The 24,477-nt window shown below is 60.2% G+C and carries 28 protein-coding genes; 12 read left to right on the top strand and 16 right to left on the bottom strand.

The genetic code is table 11. The annotated features are described in order from the left end of the window. Position 1: 1 nt before the first annotated feature. Positions 2 to 679, bottom strand: a complete 678-nt coding sequence (rdgB, locus tag D8780_RS00415) for an RdgB/HAM1 family non-canonical purine NTP pyrophosphatase (RefSeq protein ID WP_121643860.1) — start codon at positions 677 to 679, stop codon at positions 2 to 4. 4 nt (positions 680 to 683) lie between these two features. Then, positions 684 to 1,403 carry a ribonuclease PH gene (rph, locus tag D8780_RS00420; protein WP_121643861.1) on the bottom strand — a complete coding sequence of 240 codons (720 nt, stop codon included), beginning with the start codon at positions 1,401 to 1,403 and terminating at the stop codon, positions 684 to 686. Positions 1,404 to 1,513: 110 nt separating this feature from the next. On the opposite strand from rph, the gene hrcA reads away from it, so the two are divergent. The 3 genes from hrcA to D8780_RS00435 all read left to right on the top strand — a co-directional run bounded on the left by hrcA (position 1,514) and on the right by D8780_RS00435 (position 4,258). After that, on the top strand, positions 1,514 to 2,605 hold the full coding sequence (gene hrcA / locus D8780_RS00425) for a heat-inducible transcriptional repressor HrcA (protein ID WP_121643862.1): 1,092 nt from the start codon (positions 1,514 to 1,516) through the stop codon (positions 2,603 to 2,605). A 77-nt stretch (positions 2,606 to 2,682) separates the two neighbouring features. Continuing rightward, entirely contained in the window at positions 2,683 to 3,381 is a 699-nt protein-coding gene (gene grpE / locus D8780_RS00430) for a nucleotide exchange factor GrpE (RefSeq protein WP_281004576.1), read from the top strand. A gap of 292 nt (positions 3,382 to 3,673) precedes the next feature. Further along, positions 3,674 to 4,258 carry an outer membrane protein gene (locus D8780_RS00435; RefSeq protein WP_121643863.1) on the top strand — a complete coding sequence of 195 codons (585 nt, stop codon included), beginning with the start codon at positions 3,674 to 3,676 and terminating at the stop codon, positions 4,256 to 4,258. 69 nt (positions 4,259 to 4,327) lie between these two features. Here the strand turns inward: D8780_RS00435 and D8780_RS00440 are convergent, their stop codons facing one another. After that, a complete protein-coding gene (locus D8780_RS00440; RefSeq protein ID WP_121643864.1) occupies positions 4,328 to 5,242 on the bottom strand; it encodes a CHAD domain-containing protein in 915 nt (304 codons plus the stop codon). 55 nt (positions 5,243 to 5,297) lie between these two features. Continuing rightward, positions 5,298 to 6,299, bottom strand: a complete 1,002-nt coding sequence (locus D8780_RS00445) for an adenosine kinase (protein ID WP_121643865.1) — start codon at positions 6,297 to 6,299, stop codon at positions 5,298 to 5,300. A 170-nt stretch (positions 6,300 to 6,469) separates the two neighbouring features. Between D8780_RS00445 and D8780_RS00450 the strand changes: the two genes are divergently transcribed. Beyond that, on the top strand, positions 6,470 to 7,216 hold the full coding sequence (locus D8780_RS00450) for a sulfate transporter family protein (RefSeq protein ID WP_121643866.1): 747 nt from the start codon (positions 6,470 to 6,472) through the stop codon (positions 7,214 to 7,216). 9 nt (positions 7,217 to 7,225) lie between these two features. Here D8780_RS00450 and nth read toward each other — a convergent pair whose 3' ends face one another. Next, the gene (gene nth, locus D8780_RS00455; RefSeq protein ID WP_121643867.1) at positions 7,226 to 7,987 is read right to left on the bottom strand and encodes an endonuclease III; all 762 of its coding nucleotides are present in this window, start codon (positions 7,985 to 7,987) and stop codon (positions 7,226 to 7,228) included. 57 nt (positions 7,988 to 8,044) lie between these two features. Between nth and D8780_RS00460 the strand changes: the two genes are divergently transcribed. After that, on the top strand, positions 8,045 to 8,548 hold the full coding sequence (locus tag D8780_RS00460; protein ID WP_121646265.1) for a DUF2244 domain-containing protein: 504 nt from the start codon (positions 8,045 to 8,047) through the stop codon (positions 8,546 to 8,548). Between the two features lie 45 nt (positions 8,549 to 8,593). On the opposite strand, the gene D8780_RS00465 is transcribed toward D8780_RS00460, so the two are convergent. Further along, positions 8,594 to 8,881 carry an integration host factor subunit beta gene (locus D8780_RS00465; protein ID WP_121643868.1) on the bottom strand — a complete coding sequence of 96 codons (288 nt, stop codon included), beginning with the start codon at positions 8,879 to 8,881 and terminating at the stop codon, positions 8,594 to 8,596. Positions 8,882 to 8,919: 38 nt separating this feature from the next. Further along, the gene (gene sppA, locus D8780_RS00470) at positions 8,920 to 9,891 is read right to left on the bottom strand and encodes a signal peptide peptidase SppA (RefSeq protein ID WP_121643869.1); all 972 of its coding nucleotides are present in this window, start codon (positions 9,889 to 9,891) and stop codon (positions 8,920 to 8,922) included. Between the two features lie 131 nt (positions 9,892 to 10,022). Here sppA and D8780_RS00475 point away from each other — a divergent pair, with 131 nt between their 5' ends. The 6 genes from D8780_RS00475 to ptsN all read left to right on the top strand — a co-directional run bounded on the left by D8780_RS00475 (position 10,023) and on the right by ptsN (position 15,052). Continuing rightward, complete coding sequence (locus D8780_RS00475) at positions 10,023 to 10,724, top strand: hypothetical protein (RefSeq protein ID WP_121643870.1); 702 nt, start codon at positions 10,023 to 10,025, stop codon at positions 10,722 to 10,724. Then, complete coding sequence (locus D8780_RS00480) at positions 10,717 to 11,295, top strand: LptA/OstA family protein (RefSeq protein ID WP_121643871.1); 579 nt, start codon at positions 10,717 to 10,719, stop codon at positions 11,293 to 11,295. The genes D8780_RS00475 and D8780_RS00480 overlap by 8 nt, the downstream gene beginning before the upstream one ends. A gap of 46 nt (positions 11,296 to 11,341) precedes the next feature. Next, complete coding sequence (gene lptB / locus D8780_RS00485) at positions 11,342 to 12,112, top strand: LPS export ABC transporter ATP-binding protein (protein WP_245412359.1); 771 nt, start codon at positions 11,342 to 11,344, stop codon at positions 12,110 to 12,112. 120 nt (positions 12,113 to 12,232) lie between these two features. After that, positions 12,233 to 13,750, top strand: coding sequence for an RNA polymerase factor sigma-54 (gene rpoN, locus D8780_RS00490; protein ID WP_121643873.1), 1,518 nt, complete (start codon positions 12,233 to 12,235; stop codon positions 13,748 to 13,750). A 194-nt stretch (positions 13,751 to 13,944) separates the two neighbouring features. Next, a complete protein-coding gene (gene hpf, locus D8780_RS00495; protein ID WP_121643874.1) occupies positions 13,945 to 14,523 on the top strand; it encodes a ribosome hibernation-promoting factor, HPF/YfiA family in 579 nt (192 codons plus the stop codon). Positions 14,524 to 14,590: 67 nt separating this feature from the next. Next, positions 14,591 to 15,052: a PTS IIA-like nitrogen regulatory protein PtsN gene (gene ptsN, locus D8780_RS00500; RefSeq protein ID WP_121643875.1), complete on the top strand. Its 462-nt coding sequence runs from the start codon at positions 14,591 to 14,593 to the stop codon at positions 15,050 to 15,052. 83 nt (positions 15,053 to 15,135) lie between these two features. On the opposite strand, the gene D8780_RS00505 is transcribed toward ptsN, so the two are convergent. The 4 genes from D8780_RS00505 to D8780_RS00520 form a co-directional block, all read right to left on the bottom strand. Next, the gene (locus D8780_RS00505; RefSeq protein ID WP_121643876.1) at positions 15,136 to 15,390 is read right to left on the bottom strand and encodes a BQ00720 family protein; all 255 of its coding nucleotides are present in this window, start codon (positions 15,388 to 15,390) and stop codon (positions 15,136 to 15,138) included. A gap of 122 nt (positions 15,391 to 15,512) precedes the next feature. Beyond that, positions 15,513 to 15,938: an Hsp20 family protein gene (locus D8780_RS00510; RefSeq protein WP_121643877.1), complete on the bottom strand. Its 426-nt coding sequence runs from the start codon at positions 15,936 to 15,938 to the stop codon at positions 15,513 to 15,515. A gap of 134 nt (positions 15,939 to 16,072) precedes the next feature. Continuing rightward, positions 16,073 to 16,756, bottom strand: coding sequence for an endonuclease III domain-containing protein (locus D8780_RS00515; RefSeq protein WP_121646266.1), 684 nt, complete (start codon positions 16,754 to 16,756; stop codon positions 16,073 to 16,075). A gap of 45 nt (positions 16,757 to 16,801) precedes the next feature. After that, positions 16,802 to 17,665, bottom strand: coding sequence for a methylated-DNA--[protein]-cysteine S-methyltransferase (locus D8780_RS00520; protein WP_121646267.1), 864 nt, complete (start codon positions 17,663 to 17,665; stop codon positions 16,802 to 16,804). A 185-nt stretch (positions 17,666 to 17,850) separates the two neighbouring features. On the opposite strand from D8780_RS00520, the gene D8780_RS00525 reads away from it, so the two are divergent. Continuing rightward, positions 17,851 to 18,264, top strand: coding sequence for a LapA family protein (locus tag D8780_RS00525; protein ID WP_121643878.1), 414 nt, complete (start codon positions 17,851 to 17,853; stop codon positions 18,262 to 18,264). An 87-nt stretch (positions 18,265 to 18,351) separates the two neighbouring features. On the opposite strand, the gene D8780_RS00530 is transcribed toward D8780_RS00525, so the two are convergent. From D8780_RS00530 to D8780_RS00550, 5 genes are all read right to left on the bottom strand, one after another. Continuing rightward, positions 18,352 to 19,020: a DUF1236 domain-containing protein gene (locus tag D8780_RS00530; protein WP_121643879.1), complete on the bottom strand. Its 669-nt coding sequence runs from the start codon at positions 19,018 to 19,020 to the stop codon at positions 18,352 to 18,354. Positions 19,021 to 19,263: 243 nt separating this feature from the next. Further along, on the bottom strand, positions 19,264 to 20,325 hold the full coding sequence (gene proX, locus D8780_RS00535) for a glycine betaine/L-proline ABC transporter substrate-binding protein ProX (protein ID WP_121643880.1): 1,062 nt from the start codon (positions 20,323 to 20,325) through the stop codon (positions 19,264 to 19,266). Positions 20,326 to 20,431: 106 nt separating this feature from the next. Beyond that, the gene (proW, locus tag D8780_RS00540) at positions 20,432 to 21,601 is read right to left on the bottom strand and encodes a glycine betaine/L-proline ABC transporter permease ProW (protein ID WP_121643881.1); all 1,170 of its coding nucleotides are present in this window, start codon (positions 21,599 to 21,601) and stop codon (positions 20,432 to 20,434) included. After that, complete coding sequence (gene proV, locus D8780_RS00545; protein WP_121643882.1) at positions 21,594 to 22,826, bottom strand: glycine betaine/L-proline ABC transporter ATP-binding protein ProV; 1,233 nt, start codon at positions 22,824 to 22,826, stop codon at positions 21,594 to 21,596. Before proV ends, proW begins: the two co-directional genes overlap by 8 nt. 204 nt (positions 22,827 to 23,030) lie before the next feature. Next, a complete protein-coding gene (locus D8780_RS00550) occupies positions 23,031 to 24,413 on the bottom strand; it encodes a cytochrome P450 (protein ID WP_121643883.1) in 1,383 nt (460 codons plus the stop codon). Between the last annotated feature and the right edge of the window lie 64 nt (positions 24,414 to 24,477).

The raw sequence follows: 24,477 nt of genomic DNA on the forward strand, positions 1-24,477 counted from the left end.
GTCAGTCGGTTGTCAGTTTGGCTGCCAGAAACGCGCTGAGCGCGCGGGCGCGATGCGACAAGCCGAGATCGGCGCGACCGGCATCGCCCTGTCGGACATTGCCCTTCTTCTCGCTCTTGTCCATTTCGCCGAAGGTCCGTTCATGGCCGACGGGCTGAAAAACGGGATCGTAGCCGAAGCCGTTCTCGCCGCGAGGCGGCCAGACGAGGGTGCCCTCGACCCTTCCCGGGAAGAATTCCGTCCGTCCGTCGGGTGCGGCGAGGCACAGCATGCAGACAAATTGTGCGTCACGATCCACAGGCGAGGTCGCGCCCGCTTTCTGGAGCCGGTCCTCGACCTTATCCATCGCCATGGAGAAGTCGCGGCCCGATCCGTCTTCTTTTTCGGCCCAGTCGGCCGTGTAGACGCCGGGCGCACCATCAAGTGCTGATACACATAGCCCGCTATCGTCGGACAGCGCGATGTGCCCCGTTGCCTTGGCCGCGGCAAGCGCCTTGAGCGCGCTATTCTTCTCGAATGTGTCGCCCGTCTCTTCCGGCTCCGGCAAACCGAGTTCCGCCGCGCCTTTGACGGCAATGTCATAGGGCGCGAGCAGATCGGTCATCTCGGCCAGCTTGCCGGGATTATGGGTGGCGAGCACCAGCGTATCGCCGGGCGAGAGAACAATCGGATCGGCCATGGCTTTAGCGTTCCAGCGCTTCCTTTTGCAGCCGAACGAGTTCGGCGATCGAGTTGCGGGCAAGGGAAAAGAGCTCGCCGAACTGTTCCTCGGAAAATGGATCGCCCTCGGCTGTCCCCTGTATTTCCACGATACCCCCGGCGCCGGTCATGACGAAATTCGCGTCGGCCTGGGCCGAGGAGTCCTCATCATAATCCAGATCGGCCACGGCCACGCCGTTGTACAGCCCGCAGGAAATCGCCGCGACGTGCTCACGAGCCACGTCCGAAGCGCGCACCATGCCACGCTCCTGCATCCATAGCAGGCAATCCATCAGGGCGACGAAACCACCCGTGATGGATGCTGTTCGTGTGCCGCCATCGGCCTGGATGACATCACAATCGACGGTGATCTGGTTCTCGCCGAGCTTTTGCAGATTGCAGACGGCGCGAAGCGAACGGCCGATCAGACGCTGAATCTCGAGCGTCCGCCCGCCCTGCTTGCCCGCGCTGGCTTCGCGGCGCATCCGGTCGCCCGTGGCGCGGGGCAGCATCCCGTATTCCGCCGTCACCCAGCCCTTGCCGCTATTGCGCATCCATGGCGGAACGCGTTCTTCCAGGCTCGCGGTGCAGAGAACGTGGGTGTCGCCGAATTTGACCAGACACGAGCCTTCGGCGTGTTTGGAGACGTTCCGCTCGAAGGAAATGGCACGCATCTGGTCGGGTTGGCGGCGGGAAGGGCGCATGACGTGATCCTTTAATTGCTTGTTGCCGGCCTTCTAGCGGTGTGGGTGCCATGACGAAAGGGTGGAGGGGCGGCTTTTTCGGACGGCCTCCCTCGCTTATATTCCCCGCCATGGCGCCACGAAAACCTGTCTTGAACATCGCTGATGACGCTGCAACCGGGGGTCTCGACGCCCGGTCGCGTGAGATTTTCCGCCTGATCGTGGAATCCTATCTCGACACGGGCGAGCCGCTCGGCAGCAGGAATCTCGCTCGCATGCTCCCCAATGCGCTGTCCGCCGCGACGGTCCGCAATGTGATGAGCGACCTGGAATATCTTGGGCTGATCTATTCGCCTCACACATCGGCGGGCCGCATGCCGACCGAGGGCGGATTGCGCTTCTTCGTCGACGCGTTCATGGAACTTGGCGGCCTTGGCGATCAGGAACGTAAATCCATCGACCGCCAGGTTTCCGATGCCGGGCGCAATGCGACCATGGACACCATGCTGACGGAAGCCAGCCAGATGCTGTCGGGCCTATCGCACGGCGCCGGCCTCGTGGTGACGGGGAAGGTGGAGGTCGCCCTCAAGCATGTCGAGTTCGTCATGCTGGAGCCCGGAAAGGCGCTCGCCATTCTGGTCTCCGAAAGCGGCGACGTCGAAAACCGCATCGTCGATGTGCCGGCAGGAGTCACGCCCAGCCAGTTGACCGAGGCCGCCAATTTTCTGAACCATCACATCCGGGGACGGACCCTCGTCGAGGCCCGCGACGAGATGGGACTTCGCCTGGATGAAATGCGCCAGACGATCGATGATCTGTCGGCCGATCTGGTGCGGCGCGGGCTCGCAATCTGGGGCGAGGGGCAGGACAATACCACGAGACTGATCGTTCGGGGCCGCTCCAACCTTTTGAGCAATATTCAGGACGCGCAGGACCTTTCGGTCCTGCGTCATCTGTTCGACGATCTGGAGCGCAAAGAAAATCTCGTGCAGCTGCTCGATCTTGCCGAGGAGGGATCGGGCGTGCGGATTTTTATCGGTTCGGAAAACCGCCTGTTCTCGCTTTCCGGCTCATCGCTGGTGGTTGCGCCCTATCGTGATGGCGCCAATCGCGTCGTCGGTGCGCTAGGCGTTATCGGCCCGACCCGGCTGAATTACCGTCAGGTGGTGCCGGTCGTCGATTATACCGCGCAGGTCATCACGAAGATGTTGTCCAGGGGTTGATGTCCTTCATTCCCATCTGCGGGGGTTGATTTAAGAGGGCTCTGTCTCGATATCGGGCACAACCAATTGTGACGGTTCTGACCAAGCGCCAGAAAACGGAAATGAAGATCATGAACGCCGAAGACAACCATAGCGAAGCCGTGGACGAAAACGCAGCAAGCCAGACAGGCGAGCCGCGGGAATACTCCTCCGACCAGGCCGAGCAGGCCAATGCCGCTCTGATCGAACTGGGCAAGGAAGTCGAAGACCTCCGCGACAAGCTGCTCCGTTCGGCCGCCGAGGCGGAGAATGTTCGCCGTCGCTCGCAGCGCGAGGTGGCCGATGCGAAGTCCTTTTCCATCGCCAATTTCGCCCGCGACATGCTTGGCGTTGCCGATAATCTGACGCGCGCTCTCGAAGCCATTCCCGACGATGCGCGAAATAGTGGCGATCCGGGTTTTGCCGCCCTCATCGAAGGCGTGGAACTGACACAGAAGTCGATGCATGGCGCATTGCAGCGCCACGGCGTCCAGAAGCTGGAGCCGGAGGGCGAGCGGTTCGATCCGAATTTCCATCAGGCCATGTTCGAGGTTCCGAACGCGGATATTCCGAACAATACGGTGGTGCAGGTCGTACAGGCCGGATACCGAATCGGCGAACGCGTGCTGCGTCCCGCAATGGTCGGTGTTTCGAAGGGTGGTCCGAAGGCCGCTCCGGCCGCCACCGAGGCTCAGACAGAGCACGGCGATTCGGCGGAACCGGGTCCGCCTGACGAAATCGCCACGCGCGACGCCTGATCTTTAAGACAGTATTAACCACGAAAAGCGACCTCTCCGGCCGCTTTTTTATTGGCCGAGAGGCCGCTGAGCGCAATCCGTCGCTATGGTGAAGGAAGGTTTAACGGCGCAAACTATTTAAAAATATAAGCTTTTTTGTCTCAAAACCAAATTGTGGGCTCTTTCTGAGCTTCGGGCCGATAGTGCACTGCGCAATTCGCTGGAACGAGTGCATTAAGCGGCCCATTATATACGCAAGCCACGGCGGTTCGCGCCGTTAGCGAGTAAGCGTAAAGAGTAACGAGGTCCCCAAATGAAAACCCTTTTGGCAACTGCCGCCATCATTCTTCTGCCCGGCGCCGCAATGGCCGCCGATGCGATCGACTATTCCACTCCTACACCGGCCCCGACCTATGAAGTCGCTCCCGAGCGTTTCGGCTGGGATGGCGCCTATGCCGGTGTGCAGGCCGGATATGGTTTCGGCGAACTTGATCCGGGCGATGATCCCAGTGGCTTCCTGGGCGGTGCCCACGCGGGATACCTGTTCCAGTACGGCTCCTTCGTCGTCGGCCCGGAATTCGACATCGATGCCTCCGGTATCGACAGCGATGATATCGACGTCGATGCGATCGCTCGCGCCAAACTGAAGGCCGGTTTCGCCGTCGACCGCTTCCTGCTGAGCGGTACGGTCGGCTACGCCTATGCATGGGGCGAGACAGATCCCGATGGCGATGTCAGCGATGGCGGTCTGGAAGTCGGTGCCGGCCTTGATTTCGCGGCGACTGATAACGTCATTGTCGGTTCCGACTACATGTACCACAATTTCGATGATTTCGACGATACGGGTTCGGATGCGAGCCTGCACACCGTCCGGGCGCGTGTGTCTTACAAGTTCTAAGAGCGCGCACCGCATCAACCCGCAGTTCTGCTGGGGAGCGAAGGGGCCGGGCGGAAACGTCCGGCTCTTTTATTTTTGAACCAGACTGGCGGCATTTGCGACACGCCAAAGGCCCGCCATTCGCCGCCCATGCGCACGGGGCTTCTCCACGAGAAGCAGCGGCGCGAGCCGGAACGCTTCGACACGCAGGCTGGTGCTGTGTGTGGCCAGAAGTACTTCGAGGCCTCGACGCGCTTCCTTGGTCAGACCGTCGGGATCATCGGCGCGAAGCCGTTCGAGCAGGACGACCAGATCGTGGTCTGTGCCCAGAATATCGGTCAACCGGTCCAGAGCCGCGATGCGCGTATCCATCGCATCCGGCCAGATGTCGCGCAGAAGGCGCATATGATACCAGTGATATTTCAGACGCTTGCGCCAATCGTGGAGCAATTCGGCGTCTGAGGAGACGATCGCCTCCGAAAGGCCGTCTCGCGCTCGGCCATAGGACTTTGCCACACCCTTTCGAAGCGCCTTTTCGGGGGCGCAGTCCAGTTCGATCTCGTGGAAGCGCTCACGGATTTTCTCGATCGTATCCGCTGCCTCCTGCCTTCGCTCCTTCAGATCGGCATCGTCCAGTATCTCCTGCCGATGCGCATCGCCCCATGCCTCCAGCGGCTTGAAAAGCTGCCTGGCTTCATCATTGGCCGCGAAGACATCGCGAAGCCGCGCGATGGTCGTCGGCAGAACTTGTGCATCGCGGATCTCGGAGAAGGGGCGTGCGACATCGCGGCACGCCTTGTTCTCTATCTGATAAGTCTTTTCGAGGCCCGGGCGAACGAGCCGAAGCAATGCTCGCACCTTCTTCATGCGCTTGCGGAGATCGTGAACCGCCTCCTCCAGATCGTCGCCCTCGCGAATGGACTCGGCAGCCTTGCGAAGCTGTTTGTCGCCCTCTTTTCGGACGGCTTCGATTAGCGGGCGATCGATCTTGAGCTGATAGGGCATTCCCAGCCTCGAATGATGACGACGCAGGAACAGATAGGTTCGAATCCGCCTCTGTCTAAAGCTTGTTGGCCGAGCGGGCCAGTTCGGCCAGGTTCTGTGGCGGGCGAGGGCCCATCTGTTCGATAATGACGCCGGCGCAGAAATTGCCGAGCGCAGCGCTGTCGGGTAGCGAACGACCTGTGGCCAGACCGTGCAGGAAGCCCGCGGCATAAAGGTCGCCCGCGCCGGTCGTGTCCCGCCGTACGGCTGCCATGAAGGCCGGTATGTCGTACCGCTCGCCATCCTTGACCACGACCGAGCCCTCCGGCCCACGGGTCACCGTGGCGAGCACGCAATCGGCGGCCAATTGACCGAGCGCCTCATCGAAATTCTCGCTCTGATAGAGCGACAGCAATTCTGTCTCATTGGCGAAGACGATATCGACTGTGCCGTCGCGGAGCAGACCGAGAAATTCCTCGCGGTAACGGTCGACGCAGAATGGGTCCGACAGGCTCATCGCGACCTGCCGTCCATGCTTGTGCGCAAGATCTGCAGCCTTTCGGATGGCTGCTTTCGCATGGGGCGGATCCCACAGATAGCCCTCGAAATAGGTGAGGGCGCAATCGCTCACGGTCTCTTCGGCGATGTCGTCCTCAGTCAGTTCCGTGCAGGCTCCGAGATAGGTGTTCATGGAACGCTCGCCATCCGGCGTAACGAAGATCATGCACCGCGCCGTGGGGTCGCCGCCGAGGAGCGGCGGCGTATTGAAGGAGGCACCGAGCGCCCGGATATCATGGCCGAAGATCGTGCCCAGCTGGTCATCGGCGACCTTACCGATATAGGCGACGGTCCCGCCAAGGGCGGCGATCGCCGCGGCGGTGTTGCCGGCAGAGCCGCCGCTCATCGTTTCGGAGGGCCCCATCGCATTGTAAAGCTTGGCGGACCGCTCGGCATCCACCAGGTTCATGGCCCCCTTGATGATCTCGTGTTGGGCCAGAAACGCATCGTCGCAGGTGGCCAGCATATCGACCATCGCATTGCCGATGCACAGCACGTGATGGAAGGGTCCGTCGCTCATTCGTTTTTCCGTCATGCAAGGGGAGGTTGATCTCGCATAACCCCCCGGTCATGGAATTGCAAAGCCCTTCGCAGAATGCGGCCGCCCAAACGGGGCGCGGCTTGATCGAAGACAAGAGAGAGCCTACCTCACCAACCGTACCGCTTTCCGTCTGAGCCATTGCATCTGTCATGATCTTTTCCGCCGCATCTGCTGCCTTCATCCGCCTTTTCTCACCGGAATTTCGCGGCGTGTTCTTCAAATCGATCGGATTGACGTTACTGGCTCTGGTGCTCGTCTGGTTCGGGCTGCGCGAGCTTTTCGAATGGGCGGCGCTTCCTTGGGTGGACGCGCTGTGGGATGGCGAAACTCAATGGGAAGGCTGGCTTCAGGTGACAGCCTCCATTCTTGCGGCCATCGTCTTCGCCATCGTTCTCGGGCTGCTGATCGCGCCCGTCAGCGCCATTGTCGTCTCGCTCTTTCTCGATGACGCGGCGGAGGTGATCGAGAAGGAAGACTACCCATCGCTACAGGTGGGCCGTTCTGTTCCGCTGATCGCCGGCTTGTGGCTGAGCGCGAAGTTTCTCGGCGTCGTCATTCTTGGCAACCTTCTGGCGTTGATCCTGCTGCTGGTGCCCTTCGTCAATCTGTTCGCCTTTTTTGTCGTCAACGCCTACTTGCTGAGCCGTGAATTCTTCGAGTTCGCAGCTTTGCGCTATCGGACCGAGGCGGAGGCGAAAGCCTTTCGGAAGCGGCATGCGATGACGGTCTTCTTGGCCGGCGTGCCGATTGCGGCACTGCTTTCCGTGCCACTTCTCAATCTCTTGACGCCGCTCTTTGCGGCTGCGCTGATGGTTCACCTCCACATGAAGCTCAGCAAGCGGGACAGTCAGTTCGCGCTGGCGCCCGCCGACACGCCGCGCTCTATTCCGGCCTGATCGGCCAGTTCAGCCGATCTCCTGCTCCGGAAGTTCGACCAGCGGCGCCGGAATATCGGTTGTTTTCTCGTCGGCCTTGCAGAGGTCGGCAATGATGCAAGCGCTGCATTCGGGTTTGCGTGCCTTGCAGACATAACGGCCGTGCAGGATCAGCCAGTGATGGGCATGGCGAAGATAATGATCCGGTATGACTTTCAGCAGGTGCGCCTCTACGGCATCCGGGGTTTTGCCGGGCGCCAGCTTGAGCCTGTTCGCCAGCCGAAAGATATGCGTGTCGACAGCGATCGTGTCGTGGCCGAACGCCATGCTGAGGACCACATTGGCCGTCTTTCGGCCGACGCCGGGCAAGGTCACCAGTTCGTCGCGCGTCCGCGGCACTTCGCCATCGAAATCGTCGATCAGCTTCTGCGAAAGGGCGATGACGTTCTTCGCCTTGTTGCGCCAGAGGCCGATGGTCCGGATATATTCGCCGACGCCCTCTTCACCCAGAGCGATCATCTTTTCCGGCGTGTCGGCGACGGGAAAGAGTTTGGCCGTCGCCCTGTTCACGCCGACATCGGTCGCCTGCGCCGACAGCGCCACTGCTACGACGAGGGTGAAAGGATTGGTGTGCACCAGTTCGCCCTTGGGCTCCGGGCGTTGAACGGAAAAGCGGCGGAATATCTCTTCGGTTTCGGCCCGCGAATAGGCAGATTTCGGCGCGCGTTCTCTTTTTCCCGTTGCCGCCGCGCTCTTGCCCTTCGCCGTCTTTGTGCTCTTTTTTGCTGTCATGGAAGGCCTATAGCTTTCCTGCATCTCGGCTGGAAGCCGGCTTGCACAGGGTTGATCATGACGACAGGTGAAAACCAAATCGGGCCGGATCCCGCCGAGAGCCCCATTTTCGACGCGGTTCTGACGCCGCATCGCTCGCTCGGCAAGCCCGGCTTTGCCATCCTCATGGTCGCGGTGGGCGTCTTATGGCTTGGGACAGGGCTGATGTTCTGGTCGATGGGAGCCTGGCCGATCTTCGGTTTCTTCGGCCTCGATCTGGTCATTCTCTATATCGCGTTCCGGCTGAACTACCGCGCTGCTCGCGCCAGAGAGGAAATTACCGTCTGGCGCCATGATATCGAGGTTCGCCAATATGCACCCTCGGGCCGCATGGCGCGCCATCAGTTCAACCCGTTCTGGACACGGTTTTCCGTCAAGCGGAAGCCCGAAATCGGCATTATCGAAATGGCCCTGAAAGACAGGGCACGGCATCTGCCTGTGGGCGGATTTCTCAACCCCGATGACAGAAGCAGCTTTGCAAAAGCCTTTGGGGACGCGATCGCGACCGCCAGAGGTCGTTGATCACGCGATTCCGACGTGCAGGAGGCTGCGCTTCACACAACCGAACTAGTTCTTCTTGTCGTTCAGCCTCTCACGCAATTCCTTGCCGGCCTTGAAGAAGGGAACCCATTTTTCCTCCACTTCGACCGTCTCGCCGGTTCTCGGATTCCGGCCTGTCCGCGCGGGCCGGTTCTTGACCGAAAAAGCGCCGAACCCCCTCAATTCAACGCGATCGCCTTCGATAAGCGCCTGCGAAATCTCCTCCAGAATGACATTGACAATACGGTCCACGTCTCTCTGGAAGAGATGCGGATTACGATTGGCAATGGTCTGCACGAGTTCAGATTTAATCATGGCTCATGAAACTCCTCCCGGCTCGTCCGATCATGATGCTACTTACCGGCACTGGAAGGTTGCCAGAGTGCCATAACACCGTCAAGCATAAGCTCTCGCTTAAACCATTGAGCAACAAGGGGTAGTTGCATCACATCTTCCAGACTGACAGCCGCCGCGTTTGTCCGGCCGAGCGGAATACCGAATAGACTGTATTGTGTCTCGGGCTCCCAATCCACAACGGTCAGGCCCGACGCGACGCCCTTGCTCTCCAGCCAGGCAATCGCCGTATCCTCTCCGCCGAGCTCATCGACGAGCTTGTTGTCGAGGGCCTGACGTCCGGAGAAGACCGACCCGTCGGCCAGCTTTCGCGTCTCGGCGAGCGATAGCGGACGGCGTTCCGCCACAAGGGTCACGAACCAATCGTAAATGTCATCGACGAGCCGCTGGAGAACCGCGCGTTCCTCCGCCGTGGTTTCATTGAAAGGTGACGGCTCGGCCTTGAGCGGCGAACTTTTCACCGCGTCGAGTTCCACTCCGATCATGTCGAGGCCGCGCTGGACGTTCGGATACTGGACCAGAACACCGATCGATCCGACGATGGAGCTTTGCCGCGCAACGATGTGGTCCGCTGCCGACGCGATCATGTAACCGGCTGACGCTGCCAGCGTGCCGACCTGGGCCACGACGGGTTTTTCCGCGGCGATCTTGCGGACCGCATTGTGAATGGCTTCTCCTCCGACCGACGTGCCGCCGGGTGAATCGATCACAAGCAACACACCCTCGACGCTTTCGGTCTCGGCTATGCTATCGAGTCGGTCCAGAAGGTCGCTGTCCTCCGTGATAGTCCCTTCGATCTTCACCTTGGCGATCTGTGAGATGGGCGAAAGATTGGCCTGCGTCTCGCCGACGCGCCACACTACAGCTCCGATCGCCACGAGAGCGAAAAGAATGGCGGCGGTGCGCCAGCGGCCGAGTTTCCGCCTTTGCTGTCGGCGTGCGACAATCTCTTCAATATCGGCACCACTCATGATCGATCTCCGCTTGCGCTTCGGCGCACCGCACCGATGTCCGGAATCTGTACCATTTCGTAAGGATTCAAGAGGCCCTTATTCTTTCTTAGTGCTTGCCTTCGCGTTGGTGTCGGGGCAGGAAGCGTCGGATGAGCGATGTCGAGCACCAGTTTGGTTCGGGCCATGCGCATTCCGTGCGTGAACGTGTTCTTGAAGCACGGCGCCATGGCCGCCGGGTTCGATCCTTCGGATCCGCCCTTTTTTTCGCGGCCGGCGCCATCCTTGCCTTCGGTGTTCTTGCGACGGCACTGGCGACATTGGCGATTCCTACTCCGGAACTGGGCGATATGGACGTCGAGGATGGCCGGGTCGTCATGGGTGCGCCCAAACTAGAGGGGCGCAACAGCTCGGACCAGCCTTACCGGATCGAAGCCGAAAGCGCCCTGCAATCGCCGGACGATCTCAATCGCCTCGAATTGCGCGGCATAACCGGAGAGCTACCTCTCGGCTCCGACAGCCGCGTCGCGTTCAATTCCGATGCGGGTTTCTATGATGCGGAAAACCAGTTTCTCGATTTTCTGTCGCCGCTCGATCTGGAAACGTCGGCTGGCGATACCGCTCTCGTCCAGGACGGGCGTATCGACCTTCTGGCGGGTAGCTTCGTCAGTGACAAACCGGTAAGATTGAAGACCGAAACGACCACGCTGACGGCCGACAGCGTCCGCATCGACAGCCGCAGCCGCACCATCCTGTTCAAGGGATCGGTCCGGATGCAGCTTGTACCCGACGATGTACGACCCCAGGCGAATGCGAGCGAAACGCCGCCCTCGAAGGAAACAGCTAATGAATAGATCCTTCCCGTTCCGCGAACGATCCGGTGTCGCCGCGATCGGCCTTCTGCTCGTCGGCCTGTCTTCATCCTTCGCTCATGCCCAGCAGACTCAGGATACGAACTTTCGGATGGAGGGCGACAAGCCGATCCAGATCGAGAGCGATCAGCTCGAAGTTTTCGATCAGGAAAACACGGCGATCTTCACGGGCAACGTCGTGGTGGTTCAGGGCCCGACGCAGATGCGTTCCAATTTCATGAAGGTGTTTTACTCCGACAAGAAGGAACAGCCTTCGCAAGGCGAAGCCAAACCGGCGAGCACGACCGGCCAGAACTCGTCCGATATCGACAGGATCGAAGTTGGCGGCAAGGTCTATGTCAATTCCGGCACGCAGACCGCAACTGGCGATGAAGGCAGCTTCGACATGCGCGCCAATGTCCTGCGGTTGACGGGCAAGGAAGTTGTCTTGTCCGATGGCGGCAACGTGCTGACCGGCTGCGCCCTGACCGTGCAGACCGAAACGGGCAAGGCCCGTCTCGAAGCCTGCGGCGGCAACCGCGTGCGAATGGTCATCTCTCCGGACAGCGAGTGAGCGGACGGTCTCGCCCATGCGAATTCCAGGTTTGACGCGCCGTGATATGGCGGACGAATTCTATATACCGTCGGAAGACGATCAGAAACGGCTTGCCGATACGCTGATCGCGCGGACCGTCAGAAAGCGCTATGGCGGACGCGAGGTCGTCTCCGGTGCTTCGGTCGGTGTGCGAACCGGCGAGATTGTCGGCCTGCTCGGGCCGAACGGGGCGGGCAAGACCACCACCTTCTACATGGTAACGGGACTTGTACCGGTCGATGAGGGTTCGATCGAACTCGACGGCTACGATATCTCGACATTGCCGATGTACCGCCGCGCCCGGCTCGGTATCGGTTATTTGCCGCAGGAAGCCTCTATCTTTCGGGGGCTGACGGTCGAAGCCAACATTATGGGCGTTCTGGAACTTGTCGAGAAGGATCGGCAGACGCGGCAATCCCGTCTGGACGAACTCCTCGCGGAATTCGGCATCACCCATCTTCGCAAGAGTCAGGCGACGGCCCTATCGGGCGGCGAGCGGCGCAGGCTCGAGATCGCACGCGCCTTGGCGAGCCGGCCCCGCTTCATGCTTCTGGATGAGCCCTTCGCCGGTGTTGATCCGATCGCGGTGGCGGAGATCCAGAAGCTCGTTCGGCACCTGAAGGCGCGCGGTATCGGCGTCCTGATTACCGACCACAGCGTTCGTGAGATGCTTGGATTGATCGATCGCGCCTACATCATTCACGAAGGGACCGTGCTGACCCACGGCACGCCCCAGCAGATCGTTGAAAACCCCGATGTGCGGCGGCTCTATCTGGGTGAGAATTTTACCTTATAGCCGCATTGACGGCGTGATCGCTTGACAAGCAATCCTCGTGCCAGTTGAATTTGAGCGCCACTCGCTCCCGTAGAAGGCGAGGGTCGGCTGCCGGCAGGCCGCCATTAAGGGGTAGCGTTCATGAGCCTTTCCGCGCGTCTACAGCTTCGCCAGAGCCAGTCACTGGTGATGACGCCGCAATTGATGCAGTCGATCCGCCTGCTGCAATTCAGCCAGGCCGAGCTGGACCGGTTCATCGAGGAGGAGGTTGAGCGTAACCCTTTGATCGAAAAGGAAGAGGCCGGCGCGGATATATCTGCTTCGGCAGAGGATTTGTCCGATTCCGGCTATCGCTTCGACGGGGCTTCAGCTGAGGGGACGGATAGCGGCTCGATCGCCGAGGTGATGGATACGTCTCTTCATAACGTCTTTCCGGATGATCCCGGACGCCAGGCAACCTTGTCGCCTGATCTGACAGGCCAATGGAAAAGCGCAGCCGGGGGCGTTGGTGCAATATCGGGCAGCGATGCCCTTGATCTGGACAGTTTTGCCGCCGCGCCCGTCACGCTGGAGGCCCACATTGCGGAACAGATCGCATTTTCATTCCGGACAGGCGAGGACCGTCTGATCGCGGCAACTCTTGCGGATGAGTTGGATGAGTGCGGCTATCTTCGCGCCGACCTTGCCGAGACGGCGAACCGTCTCGGTGTGGAGATCGAGGATGTCGATGCCGTGCTGGCGGTCTGTCAGCGTTTCGAGCCGGTCGGTATCTTCGCCCGTTCTCTGGCAGAGTGCCTTTCGGCACAGCTTCGGGTGAAGGATCGGCTCGACCCCGCCATGGCAGCCCTTATTGCCAATCTCGACCGGCTTGCCCGACGCGACTTTGTCGCGCTGCGTTCCATCTGCGGCGTCGGCGAAGACGACCTGATCGAGATGCTGGCGGAAATTCGGCGCCTCGATCCAAGGCCCGGCCTTCAATATGGCCGCGCCTATCCCGATGAGATCGTGCCGGATGTGGTGATTACGCCGGCTGCGGATGGCTCCTGGCAGGTCGAACTCAATTCGGAAGCTTTGCCTCGTGTCCTGATCGACCAGTCTTATGTGGCGCGGGTCAGCAATTCGCCGGCCAGCAAGGAGGATAAGACCTTTGTCTCGGAATGCTTGGCGAATGCGCAATGGCTGACCCGTAGTCTCGACCAGCGGGCGAAGACCATTCTCAAGGTCGCAAGCGAGATCGTGCGCCGGCAGGATGCGTTTCTCGTCCATGGTGTCACGGAACTGCGTCCTCTCAATCTGAAGACGGTGGCCGATGCGATCGGCATGCATGAATCGACGGTCAGCCGCGTGACCAGTAATAAATATCTTCTGACCCCGCGCGGCACGTTCGAAATGCGGTATTTCTTCACAGCCGCGCTGGCTGCGGTGGAAGGCGGTGATAGCCACTCGGCGGAGGCGGTCCGCCACCGGATCCGCCAGATGGTCGAGGCCGAAACCGCGAAGTCGATTCTTTCGGATGACCAGATCGTTCGACATCTTCAGGGCGAGGGAATCGATATTGCGCGGCGCACTGTCGCCAAATATCGCGAAGCGATGAATATCCCGTCCTCCGTCCGTCGCCGCCGCGAAAAAAAGGCTCGGGCGCAGGCCGAAGCTTCTTAGAACCGTTCGGGCTTTGGAGCCGCAAACTTGACTTCCAATGCCCGGCCCAATATTCCGCGCGCCCATCAGTTCCACTTCGCGCAGCGCATCAGGCTTCGGTTCCGCTGTTCACTTGACCGACGTCAATGCCTTGCCCGCCCGCTCTGGGAGAGTATTTTCTCTTTCCCAGTATCTGTTTTTTACGAGGATACCTTATGACCCTGCGCATTTCCGGCAAACACATGGATATGGGCGATGCCTTCCGTACCCGGATCGAAGACCGTATCTCCGAAGCTCTCGAAAAATATTTCGATGGCGGTTTCTCCGGTCATGTCACGGTCGACAAGTCAGGCAGCGGCTTTGAATCCGATATCATGATCCATCTCGATACCGGTATGGTCCTGCAGGCCCGTTCGACCGGACAGGAGCCGCAAGCCTCCTTTGACACGGCGGCCGACAAGATCGAGAAGCGTCTTCGTCGCTACAAGCGCAAGCTCAAAAGCCACCGCGACAACAATCAGGATGGTGCCTTCGATGCGGCCTATCGCATCATGAGCGCGGTTCCCGAAGAGCAGGAAGAGGTGGCGGAGGACTATGCGCCCGCTATCGTAGCCGAATCCTCCATGTCGCTGCGGGTGATGAGTGTCGCGAACGCCGTCGTGGAACTGGACACCAAGGACAGCCCTGTCTTCGTTTTCCGCAACGCATCGAGCGACCATGTGAATGTGGTCTACCGGCGCGACGACGGTAATATCGGCTGGATCGATCCGGCTGGCGTCACCACCGCGAACTGACCGCTGAACCCAATCTTTGGATGGCCCGTCTTCGCCCTCGCGGCGTGAACGGTCCGGAAGGGGCAGGATGGAATTATCCGATCTGCTAAGTGCACGGGCGATTATGCCGGCGCTCAAGGCAAAATCGAAGAAGCAGCTTCTACAGGCGATGGCAGGCCGCGCAGCGGAACTGACCGGACTGTCGGAGCGTGATATCTTCGACACCGTGCTTCAGCGTGAGCGTCTGGGGTCGACCGGCGCCGGGAACGGCCTGGCCATTCCGCATGGCAAGCTGAGCGATCTTGGGCGGTTGCAGGGCGTCTTCGCAACTGTCGATCAACCGGTCGAATTCGATGCGATCGACGAGCAGCCCGTGGATATCGTTTTCATGCTGCTGGCGCCGGAGGATGCCGGCGCGGACCATCTGAAAGCACTGTCGCGTATCGCGCGCGTTCTTCGCCGCTCTAGCACGATGCAGCAAATCCGCGGCATGCATGATGCCGCCGCGATCTACGCGATACTGACAGAAAGTGCGCAGGAAGCGGCCTGACGGGCGCCCCGACTATGAAATCAAAGAAGGCTGCACCGTTTTTTCCGCGGTGCAGCCTTTTCATTTTATGCGGTCGGCTTGCTCTACTGAAGCGTCACCGCCCGGAGTTCCTTTTCCTCGGCGGCGGCCAGCGCCGTGGATTTCTCGTCGGTCAGCAATATCGGCATGCCATCTGCGGCAAAAAGCGCCCAGATGTCGATGCCCGATGGCATCTCTGCGATTCCCGGCCATGCGGCCATGAAATCGTCCGATGATATTTTGCGTATATAGCCGATGGCACCTTCGCCCATATGAGCGAACTGTTCGGTAGAAACCTGTGTGTCTAGCATAGCAGTCATGGTCAGCCTCCTGCTGAGAACAGACCTCCCCTTGCGGGTACAATCGTCCTCTTGAGCCGTTAATGAAAGGTAACGAATTTTACGATTCTGTTCCGTTTCGAGCCGGAAAGATTGGCAGAGCCTTACCCGGCCGTGCGGATATCGATCTTCCGAACGAGGCGCTGCGCTTCCGGGCGGTCCAGATCGATGGAGAGCAAGCCGTTTTTCAACTCAGCGCTGAGAACCCGCATACCGTCGGCCAGTACGAAGTTCTTCTGGAACTGGCGCGCCGCGATGCCGCGGTGAATGTAGTCGCGCTCGCAATCGTCCGATTGCTGCCCCCGTACGATCAACTGGTTCTCTTCCGTCGTCACATCCAGATGGGAATCCTCGAACCCCGCCACGGCGAGCGTGATTCGCAACCGAACTGCTTGTCCCTCATCGTCGTGGATGCGTTCGATATTGTAAGGCGGGTACCCGTCGGCCGATTTCGCAAGCCGCTCGACGGTTTTTTCCATCTGTTCGAAGCCCAGGAAGAGCGGGCTGGAAAACGGTGTCATCCGTGTCATCTCTTTGTCCTCATTCGAGCGACAGTTTCTGGAAGCCACCCATTTCGGCGTGGCATCCTCATTTCCATATGGGTTGGGCGGCAGGCCGTTACAAGTTTTTGAAAGGCGGTACGAAAAGCCGGAGAGCCGCCGTTTCAGCCGGCGTGCCGCGCCAGGCATTGGGCGTCGATCGGGCAATCCCGACAGTTAGGCGCGCGCGAGGTGCAGGTGCGTTTGCCGTGCTGAATGAGCCAGAAATGGCCCTCGTCCAACGCCCAGTCCGGGGCGCGTTCCATGAGATTTTCCGCTGTCTTGTCGGCTGTTCTGCCCTGCGCCAGACCTGTTCGGTGACAGACGCGATTGACGTGGGTGTCGACCGCGATCGTTGCCTCATCGAAGACGAAATGCATGACGATATCGGCGCACTTCCTGCCGATTCCGGGCAGACGCATGAGTTCTTTTCGCGTCCGGGGCACCGTCCCCTCGAATTCGTCCAGAAGCGTTTCGCAAAAGGCCCGGATGCGCTTTGTCTTCATATTGTAGAGACCGGCCGGGCGGATCGCTTCGCGGATATCCTCATCGTGGAGGCGCAGCATCGCAGCCGGTGTTTCCGCGATGTCGAACAGGGCCTCGGCAGCTTTGGCGGTGTTGGCATCGCGGCTTTGTGCCGAAAGCAGGCACGCTATGGCTGATTGAAAGGGTGTCCGCTGTCCCTTCGGTCCCTTGGCAGAATGGCTCTTGCCGGGAAGATGTCGGCTGAGAATGCGAAACACCGTCTCGACGTCATTCTTGTCGAGCAGCTTTCCGTGATCTTCGTTGAGCGTGATCCGATCGGCCATGCACATTATCTGGCGTTCGGCGCGAAACGGGAAAGGCGCCGGGATTTATCGATCCCGCGACGACAGTCCCGCTTCCCAGCCCAGAATGGCGCGCTTCCGTGTCAGGCCCCAATGATAGCCGGTCAGCTTGCCGCCGGCTCCGAGTGCGCGGTGGCATGGCACCACGAAGGAAATGGGATTTGCGCCTACCGCCGCGCCGACGGCGCGTGATGCCTTCGGAGCGCCGATCGAACGCGCAATCGTGCCATAGGTCGTTCCCTTGCCCGGCTTGAGCCGCAGAAGTTCCTCCCAAACGCGGATACGAAAATCCGAGCCGATCAGGATGACGCGAAGCGGGCGATCAGCCCGCCACTCGGCAGGGTCGAAGATGCGCTGGACATAGGAAACGGTCAGCTCATCTTGCCGGCGATAAACGGCGTTCGGCCAGCGGCGGCTCATATCCTGAAAGGTCGCAGCATCACCCGTCTCCTCCGCAAAGGCCAGCCCGCACAGCCCTCGCTCCGTAATCATGACGAGGGCGGCGCCGAAGGGGCTTTCGTGCCATCCATAGGTGATCTGGAGGCCTGCCCCTTTCGCCTTCCATTCGCCCGGGCTCATCGCCTCATGTGTCACGAACAGATCGTGCAGGCGGCCGGGCGAGGAGAGCCCAAGTTCGAGGCTGGCATCGAGAAGGTCCGCCCCTTCGCCGAGAAGACGGCGCGCATGATCGAGGGTGACGGCCTGAAGAAACGCCTTTGGCGTCAATCCCGCCCAGCGGCGGAAAAGGCGGATAAGACCGTCCGGGGATAGGCCGGCGAGTGCAGCAAGCTCATCGAGCCCGGGCTGCCTGGCATGGTGTTCGCTGATATGGCCGACGATCCGCTCTATGACGGCGAAATCACTCGCGCCTGAACATTCGCTCTCTTGCATGGGCCTGAAATCTGCGATCGGTATGTTCATCGTGCTCGGCTCGCTTTTTGCTGTAGCAGAGCTTTGCCCGCAAGACGTGACCACCGCCACCCGATTTTCGCAAAGAGGGGATAACCGGCTGGACCCGTTCGGACCGGACGCCTATCTTCCCGATGGACCAAAACCTTCTGTGACGGATTCCATTTATGATTTCCCGTATTCTGACAGCTGTCATTCTCGTCCCGCTGGCCATCATCCTGGTGGCTCTGGCGGTTGTGAACCGGCAGTCGGTGCCGCTGACGCTCGATATTTTCCAGACCGGCAACGAAAATCTGAGCATCGCGCTGCCGCTCTTCATCTGGCTTCTTGCCGCTCTCATCCTCGGAATGGTGATCGGCGGGGTCGCATCCTGGATTCGGCAGGGTCGCTACCGGCGTCTCGCCAAGAAGCGGAAGCACGAAGTGGAACGGCTGGAGAACGAGATCCCGCCCCGCCAGGAAAAACCTTACGGCACCCGAGACGACGGAACATGGCCATATGGCCGCGATGACGGCACGGATACGGGCGTCACGGGCACGCAGCTTGCCGGACTGCCATCACCCGACACGCATCGCGCGTAACCCGACAGACTTTTCTCGCCGCACATAGAAAAAGGCCCGCCAATATTGGCGGGCCTTCCGTCCTTTCTTCAGATGGTCTCTCGTCGCTTAGCGAACGACGTAGACAATCTGACGGCTGGACGGTTCGATCAGGACCGGCTGACCATTCACGTAGGCGTACTGGTAGTTATAGTCCGGAATTTCACGCAACTGGACTGTGTCCGGCACACCGGCGCCGACGACCACTTCGCCATCCAGATAGACCGGATCCGGCTGGTTTTCGCGAACATAGGTTACGACGCGATCATCGGGGCTAAGGGCTTCGCCCGTACCGCCGCCAACAGCTGCGCCGGCAACGCCGCCGATCGCTGCGCCGACCGGGCCGCCGATCAGCGCGCCTGCAACTGCGCCGCCGGTTGCGCCGGTAACCACACCGGTTGCCTCTGCGCCATCATAGGTCTCGACCGGAACGCCGAGGTCCTGGCGGCGCTCAACGACGACCACGCGCTCACCTTCATATTCGCTGGTCAGATACTGGGCATAGGACCAGCCGGTGGTTCCATCCATGGTCACCTGGCACCAATTGCCGGTTTCGGTGCAACCGCTGACTGTCACCTGACCGTCGGCCGGGATGGCGCCAATCACTTCGAAGTTCGGGCCTGGGCCGGAGCGCACGTTCAGTTCCGTCGTCGCACTGGCGGTGGTCTGGGCCATGGCGGCACCGGTGAGGGCAACAGCGCCGGCAGTGCCGAGCAGAATGGTTTTCAAATAGGTCATGCAGTAACTCCCATTAGTAGTTTCTTGTTTGTCCCTGTCGGTGCAACAACATCGCGCCTGACCATTCGTTCCGGCAACGCGAGAAGAACATGCTTTGACCGCAATCTTGCCGCGATTGGCGATGTCCGGAGATGGGATGTGGGCCGGCCTTGCGTTTGAACGCAGGACGGGCGGGACCGTCGAAACGATCCCGCCCGCTCGTTAGTATGTCAGGCGATTATGCTGCCTGAAAAATCTTGCAGATTATCCGTCGGACTTTTCTTCCGAAGCGTCGCTGCCTTCAGCGGCTGCGCGAGCTTCTTCCAGCCAGCTGTTCCACTCGTCCTGGTGGGCGTCGATCCACGACTGCGTATGACGCTCAATATCGGCCTCGCTGTCCTGTCCCTCCTGCATCAGAAGGTTTTGGGCGCTGATATCATTCGCCGGCAGCTTCATCACCTCGAAGAGCTTTGCGGCCGCAGGGTTTTCCTCGGCGAACTCACGATTGGCGATGATGTGCTGGTTGTTCGCCTGGAAGCCGTAGTTGGAGCCATCCGGAAGCGCGGTGTCGACGTCGCTGCGCTCACCCGGAAGCGAAGAGAACGGCACGTTGAGCCAGGTGACGTCCTTGCCCGGAACCATCACGCCCGAAACCCAGTAGGGGGTCCAAGTGTAGTAGAGGACGGATTCGCCCTGTTCGTAGCGGGTGATCGTGTCGGCGATGATCGCCGAATAGGAACCCTGATTATGGGTCACCGTATCGCGCAGTTCGAAAGCGTCGAGCTGATGTTCGATCACGCCTTCACAGCCCCAGCCGGGCGTGCAGCCGGCCAGATCGGCCTTTCCGTCACCGTCATTGTCGAACAGCTTGGCGACCTCCGGATCCTTGAGCTGCTCGATATTGGTGATGTTGTGCTCATCCGCCGTTTTTTTGTCGATCAGGTACCCCTGGATCGCGCCTTCGGAATAGACCCCCTCGCGGTAGAGTTTGTCTTCACCGCCGGCCTTTTCGAAAAAGTCGACATGAAGCGGGTTCCAGTGGTCGGCGAGGAAAGTGCCGTCACCATTGCCGATCGCAACGTGGGCGGCGGCGTATTCGAGTTCGCTGATGTCCTCCACATCATAACCCAATTCTTCCAGCGCCTTCATGACGAGCATGGTCTGGAACGTTTCTTCGGCGATGGATGATTTCAGCGGCGTGACCGTCACGCCTTCACCCGGCATGGAAGCATCCTGTGCGAAGGCTGCTCCGGAAACCGATGCCATCGAAATACCGGCAGCAGCTGCAAGAGCCATGATTGTCTTCGTTGAGGTTCTCGTTTTCATTGAGATCTCCCTGTTTTGATTGTGGTGCGCGAAAAGTATTTTCCGCACAGACAGCCGGCAATTCCGGCTGGATGGGGTCCGGCGCGAGAGGCGCCAGAGCCTTTTTCTAGGCGGTACTATCTGCCTGAGACGTGTTCTTTGAATCATCGTCTGCGGTCTTCGAGCGGCCCTTGATCAGCGACCGGACGAAGCCCGCCGGCCCGCTGTGATGCCATGCGACATTGCCCCGTTCGCGGCGCGATTTGCCGAGAGCCTGTGTCATGCGGTCGATCAGGATAGCGAGAATGACGATGCCGACGCCGCCGACCGTCGCGAGGCCCATATCGAGCCGTCCGATACCGCGCAGGACCATCTGGCCAAGGCCGCCCACCGCGATCATCGATGCGATGACGACCATGGAAAGAGCAAGCATCAGGGTCTGGTTGACCCCCGCCATGATCGTCGGCATGGCGATCGGCAGTTGCACCTTGAAGAGAAGCTGCCTCTTCGATGCGCCGAAGCTTCGCGCCGCTTCCACCAGATCTTCGGGTACCTGTCGGATGGCAAGGTTAGTCAACCGGATGAGCGGCGGCAGCGCGAAGATGATGGTCACCACGACGCCCGGCACGTTGCCGATGCCGAACAACATCACGATCGGCACCAGATAGACGAAGGCCGGCGTTGTCTGCATGGCATCGAGAACCGGGCGGATGCTGCTCGCTGCGCGGTCGTTACGCGCCAGCCAGATACCCGTCGGAAGGCCGATCACCACGCAGAAAAACACGGAGGTGAAGACGAGCGCGAGCGTCGTCATCGATTCTTCCCACGCACCGATCAGGCCGACGAAGATCATCGAGATGACGGCACCGATGCCAAGGGCACGGCCCGCGGCCTGCCAGGCAATCAGGCCGATCAGCAGCACCATGATGAGCGGCGGCACGCCGAGAAGCGCGGATTCGATAAAGCTCAGAACCGCGTCGACAGGCAGACGTATCGCCTGAAAGACGGGACGCAGATTGGCAACAATCCAGTCGAGAGCGGTCTCGACCCAGTCGGCGAGGGGAATGACTTCGCCTTCGAACGGATGAGTCCAGTCGAAGCCCGGTGCCTCGGCCGGCGGCGTGCTCAGCCAGTCCGGCACGTCGGTACTCTCGCCGGGTGTTGCGGCGTCGCTCCCACCCCATGGGTTCGAGGCGGACGTCGGTCCGCCGCCATCTGCTGCGTTGGGAGCGGATTCAGCGGGCTCGCTGGATGCCCATGGATTGTCCGCCTGGGCAATCTGATATGCTTTACTCATTGGCGGTTCCTTCCCGGCTCATGGCCTCGAGAAGTGTGTCCTTGCCGACGGTACCGATAAATGTGCCGTCGTTTTCGATGATGGGAACGGGCGCGGGCGCCTTGGCGACAGGCGTAATAATTTCCGTCAGTGTCGCGTGCCGCTTGATGGCGTTCATCTCGGGCAGGAGCGCGGCGCTGACGTTGCTGCCGCTGTTCAGGGCCTGCAGAGAGGCATGTGAGACCGTGCCGATATAGGCGCCGTTCCGATCCACGATATAGGCGAATCCATCGCGATCGAGCGCCGCAATGGCACTCTGGACATCCGTATCCTCCTTGAGGACCGGATAATTGCCCTGTGCAGCGATGTCGCCCACCGTGATGACGTTCTGGACGTTAACGCCCTTGAAGAACGAACTGACATAATCGTTCGCGGGACGGTGGAGAATGTCATCCGGTGTACCCACCTGCACCACGCGGCCGCCCTGCATGATAGCGATACGGTCGCCGATGCGCATGGCCTCGTCGAGGTCGTGGGAAATGAAGACGATGGTGCGGCGGTCCTCCGCCTGCAATTGCAGCAATTCGTCCTGCATTTCCGTTCGGATGAGTGGATCGAGCGCCGAAAACGCTTCATCCATCAACAGGATGGTCGGATCATTGGCGAGAGCCCGGGCAAGGCCGACACGCTGCTGCATACCGCCGGAAAGTTCGTTCGGATAACTCTTGCCGTGGGCTCCGAGGCCGACCTGTTCGAGAGCGGCTTGCGCCCGTTTTTCGCGCTGGTCGGTCGGAACGCCCGACAGGTCCAGCCCGAATGCGGCGTTCTGCAACACGGTCATGTGCGGCATCAGCGCGAAAGACTGGAACACCATGGAGATATGCTTGCGGCGGAACTCGTTGAGCTCCTTTTCGCTCATCGCTGCGATGTTCTGATCGCCAACGATGATTTCGCCCTCGGTGGGTTCGATGAGCCGGTTGAGCATGCGGACCAGGGTTGATTTCCCTGAGCCGGAAAGGCCCATGACCACGAAGATCTCGCCTTTACGGACCGCAAAGCTGGCATCGCATACACCGATCACCATGCCGGTATCGGCAAAGACCTCGTCCTTGTCCTTGCCACTCTTGTAAAGCGAGATTGCTTCTTTCGGGTCGTCGCCGAAAACCTTGTAAAGGTTTCTGATCGTAAGCGCGTCCTCGACGTCTGAAGATGACTCGCTTTGTGAAACCGGTCCCGTGTCGCTCACCTCTATTGAACCCTCCTTGATTTACCCCGGATACTGCTTGCGCCTGTGCATGGCGGAACGCGCCGCCGAACAGGATTTTTGAACGCAGAAGCGGGCAGGCTGATGTGCCCACCCAACATCGTCATGGGAATAAGCCTAGGAACTCTCTCGTTCGGATCAACCCGTCGGCCGATATTCGTCACCGAACGGAGGGGGAGGGCGGCCTTAGCGTCGGGTGACGTTCATGCGAATACCGTTCTCGGGCTGTAGTGTCAGTTTCTGGACCGGAAAGGGGTGAGGCGCCCCCTCGGCGAGGTCGAAACGATACCGTGACAATAGCACGCCCAGCGCAATGACAGCCTCCTGCATGGCGAAACTCGCTCCGATGCAGGTGCGCGGTCCGGCCCCGAACGGAAGATATTGGTATCGGTCGATTTTGTCCCGGTTTTCCGGCATGAAGCGCGATGGCCTGAACGCTTCGGGTTGATCCCAGTAGAGCTTATGGCGATGCAGCGTCCATGGCATCACGAGAATCGTCGTACCTGCCGCCATTTTCAGGTCGCGCCACTCATCTGCCTCAATCGACTCGCGGTTTATGGAGGGCGCCGGCGGATAGAGCCGCATGGCTTCCTCGAAGGCCGCACGGGTAACGGGCATGGCGTCGAGCCAGTCATAAGGGTCGGAGACTTCGGCGGTGATGCGGTCCGCCTCCTCCTCCACCCTGGCGCGCTCGGCCGGTGCCTGGGAAAGGCAATAGAGCGTCCAGGCAAGCGCTCTTGCCGTGGTCTCATGGCCCGCCCCGATAAAGGTGATGATATTATCCTCGACCTCTTTTTCGGAAAGCGCGCCGGGGCCCATCGCACGAAGCAAAAGCGTCAGAAAATCTTCCGGGCAATCCGCACCCTGCTCAAGCTTGGCCTGCCGCATATGCATGGTTTCGCGCACGATGGCCCGGAAATATCGGAGGGTCTTGCGGCCGCGTATGCGCGTCAGGCGCGGAATGAACTCCGGCGCTGCCAGAAGGTCGAGGGGATCGACCCGCCCCATTGTATGAAGGAGACGATCAACTCTTTCACCGAATTCCTCGGGCGCTCCCGCGATCTCGTTCGAGAAAAGCGTTTCCGCCAGAATCGCATAGGTGAGCTGGGTCATCTCATGGGCGAGATCTAGCGGTTCACCGGTATCGGCAAGACTTTCATAGGCCTCGACGTAGCTTTCTGTCACCGACTTCATCGGCTGGGCAAAGCCGCGAATGTGCCGAGGCGTAAACACCGGCGCCATCGCCTTGCGCCCGCGCTTCCAAATCTCATCTTCTGCCGTCAGCAGGCCGTCCCGCAAAATGGGCCGGAGAATGAGCTGACGCACCTTCGCCATGCGATAATTCTTGGCATTCTCGACCAGAATGTAGCGGATCAAAGCCGGATCGTTCGCCACGACCATCGGTGCTCCGATGCCGCTCGTGATGTGCACATATGGCTGATTGTAGGATGGCTCGCCCCAGAGCGCGATCGGGTTCCGGTAGACGGTCCGGAGCATTTCCAGAAAGCTTGGCGGCGAAGATCGAGGACGCGGCGCGGGTGGGACGAAAGCGGCGGGTTCGGCATCCATGGCTGTGTCCTGGCGCGGTTGGAGGCGATCTTATCCACATATTTAGGAGGTGGTGATGCTGACA

This window comes from Notoacmeibacter ruber (assembly GCF_003668555.1).
Lineage (GTDB): Bacteria > Pseudomonadota > Alphaproteobacteria > Rhizobiales > Rhizobiaceae > Notoacmeibacter > Notoacmeibacter ruber.

Bases quoted from the DNA above. Each gene is read 5' to 3' on its own strand.
- rdgB (WP_121643860.1), bottom strand. From the start codon at position 679: ATGGCCGATCCGATTGTTCTCTCGCCCGGCGATACGCTGGTGCTCGCC.
- rph (WP_121643861.1), bottom strand. From the start codon at position 1,403: ATGCGCCCTTCCCGCCGCCAACCCGACCAGATGCGTGCCATTTCCTTC.
- hrcA (WP_121643862.1), top strand. From the start codon at position 1,514: ATGGCGCCACGAAAACCTGTCTTGAACATCGCTGATGACGCTGCAACC.
- D8780_RS00435 (WP_121643863.1), top strand. From the start codon at position 3,674: ATGAAAACCCTTTTGGCAACTGCCGCCATCATTCTTCTGCCCGGCGCC.
- D8780_RS00440 (WP_121643864.1), bottom strand. From the start codon at position 5,242: ATGCCCTATCAGCTCAAGATCGATCGCCCGCTAATCGAAGCCGTCCGA.
- D8780_RS00445 (WP_121643865.1), bottom strand. From the start codon at position 6,299: ATGAGCGACGGACCCTTCCATCACGTGCTGTGCATCGGCAATGCGATG.
- D8780_RS00450 (WP_121643866.1), top strand. From the start codon at position 6,470: ATGATCTTTTCCGCCGCATCTGCTGCCTTCATCCGCCTTTTCTCACCG.
- nth (WP_121643867.1), bottom strand. From the start codon at position 7,987: ATGACAGCAAAAAAGAGCACAAAGACGGCGAAGGGCAAGAGCGCGGCG.
- D8780_RS00460 (WP_121646265.1), top strand. From the start codon at position 8,045: ATGACGACAGGTGAAAACCAAATCGGGCCGGATCCCGCCGAGAGCCCC.
- D8780_RS00465 (WP_121643868.1), bottom strand. From the start codon at position 8,881: ATGATTAAATCTGAACTCGTGCAGACCATTGCCAATCGTAATCCGCAT.
- sppA (WP_121643869.1), bottom strand. From the start codon at position 9,891: ATGAGTGGTGCCGATATTGAAGAGATTGTCGCACGCCGACAGCAAAGG.
- D8780_RS00475 (WP_121643870.1), top strand. From the start codon at position 10,023: ATGAGCGATGTCGAGCACCAGTTTGGTTCGGGCCATGCGCATTCCGTG.
- D8780_RS00480 (WP_121643871.1), top strand. From the start codon at position 10,717: ATGAATAGATCCTTCCCGTTCCGCGAACGATCCGGTGTCGCCGCGATC.
- lptB (WP_245412359.1), top strand. From the start codon at position 11,342: ATGGCGGACGAATTCTATATACCGTCGGAAGACGATCAGAAACGGCTT.
- rpoN (WP_121643873.1), top strand. From the start codon at position 12,233: ATGAGCCTTTCCGCGCGTCTACAGCTTCGCCAGAGCCAGTCACTGGTG.
- hpf (WP_121643874.1), top strand. From the start codon at position 13,945: ATGACCCTGCGCATTTCCGGCAAACACATGGATATGGGCGATGCCTTC.
- ptsN (WP_121643875.1), top strand. From the start codon at position 14,591: ATGGAATTATCCGATCTGCTAAGTGCACGGGCGATTATGCCGGCGCTC.
- D8780_RS00505 (WP_121643876.1), bottom strand. From the start codon at position 15,390: ATGACTGCTATGCTAGACACACAGGTTTCTACCGAACAGTTCGCTCAT.
- D8780_RS00510 (WP_121643877.1), bottom strand. From the start codon at position 15,938: ATGACACGGATGACACCGTTTTCCAGCCCGCTCTTCCTGGGCTTCGAA.
- D8780_RS00515 (WP_121646266.1), bottom strand. From the start codon at position 16,756: ATGGCCGATCGGATCACGCTCAACGAAGATCACGGAAAGCTGCTCGAC.
- D8780_RS00520 (WP_121646267.1), bottom strand. From the start codon at position 17,665: ATGCAAGAGAGCGAATGTTCAGGCGCGAGTGATTTCGCCGTCATAGAG.
- D8780_RS00525 (WP_121643878.1), top strand. From the start codon at position 17,851: ATGATTTCCCGTATTCTGACAGCTGTCATTCTCGTCCCGCTGGCCATC.
- D8780_RS00530 (WP_121643879.1), bottom strand. From the start codon at position 19,020: ATGACCTATTTGAAAACCATTCTGCTCGGCACTGCCGGCGCTGTTGCC.
- proX (WP_121643880.1), bottom strand. From the start codon at position 20,325: ATGAAAACGAGAACCTCAACGAAGACAATCATGGCTCTTGCAGCTGCT.
- proW (WP_121643881.1), bottom strand. From the start codon at position 21,601: ATGAGTAAAGCATATCAGATTGCCCAGGCGGACAATCCATGGGCATCC.
- D8780_RS00550 (WP_121643883.1), bottom strand. From the start codon at position 24,413: ATGGATGCCGAACCCGCCGCTTTCGTCCCACCCGCGCCGCGTCCTCGA.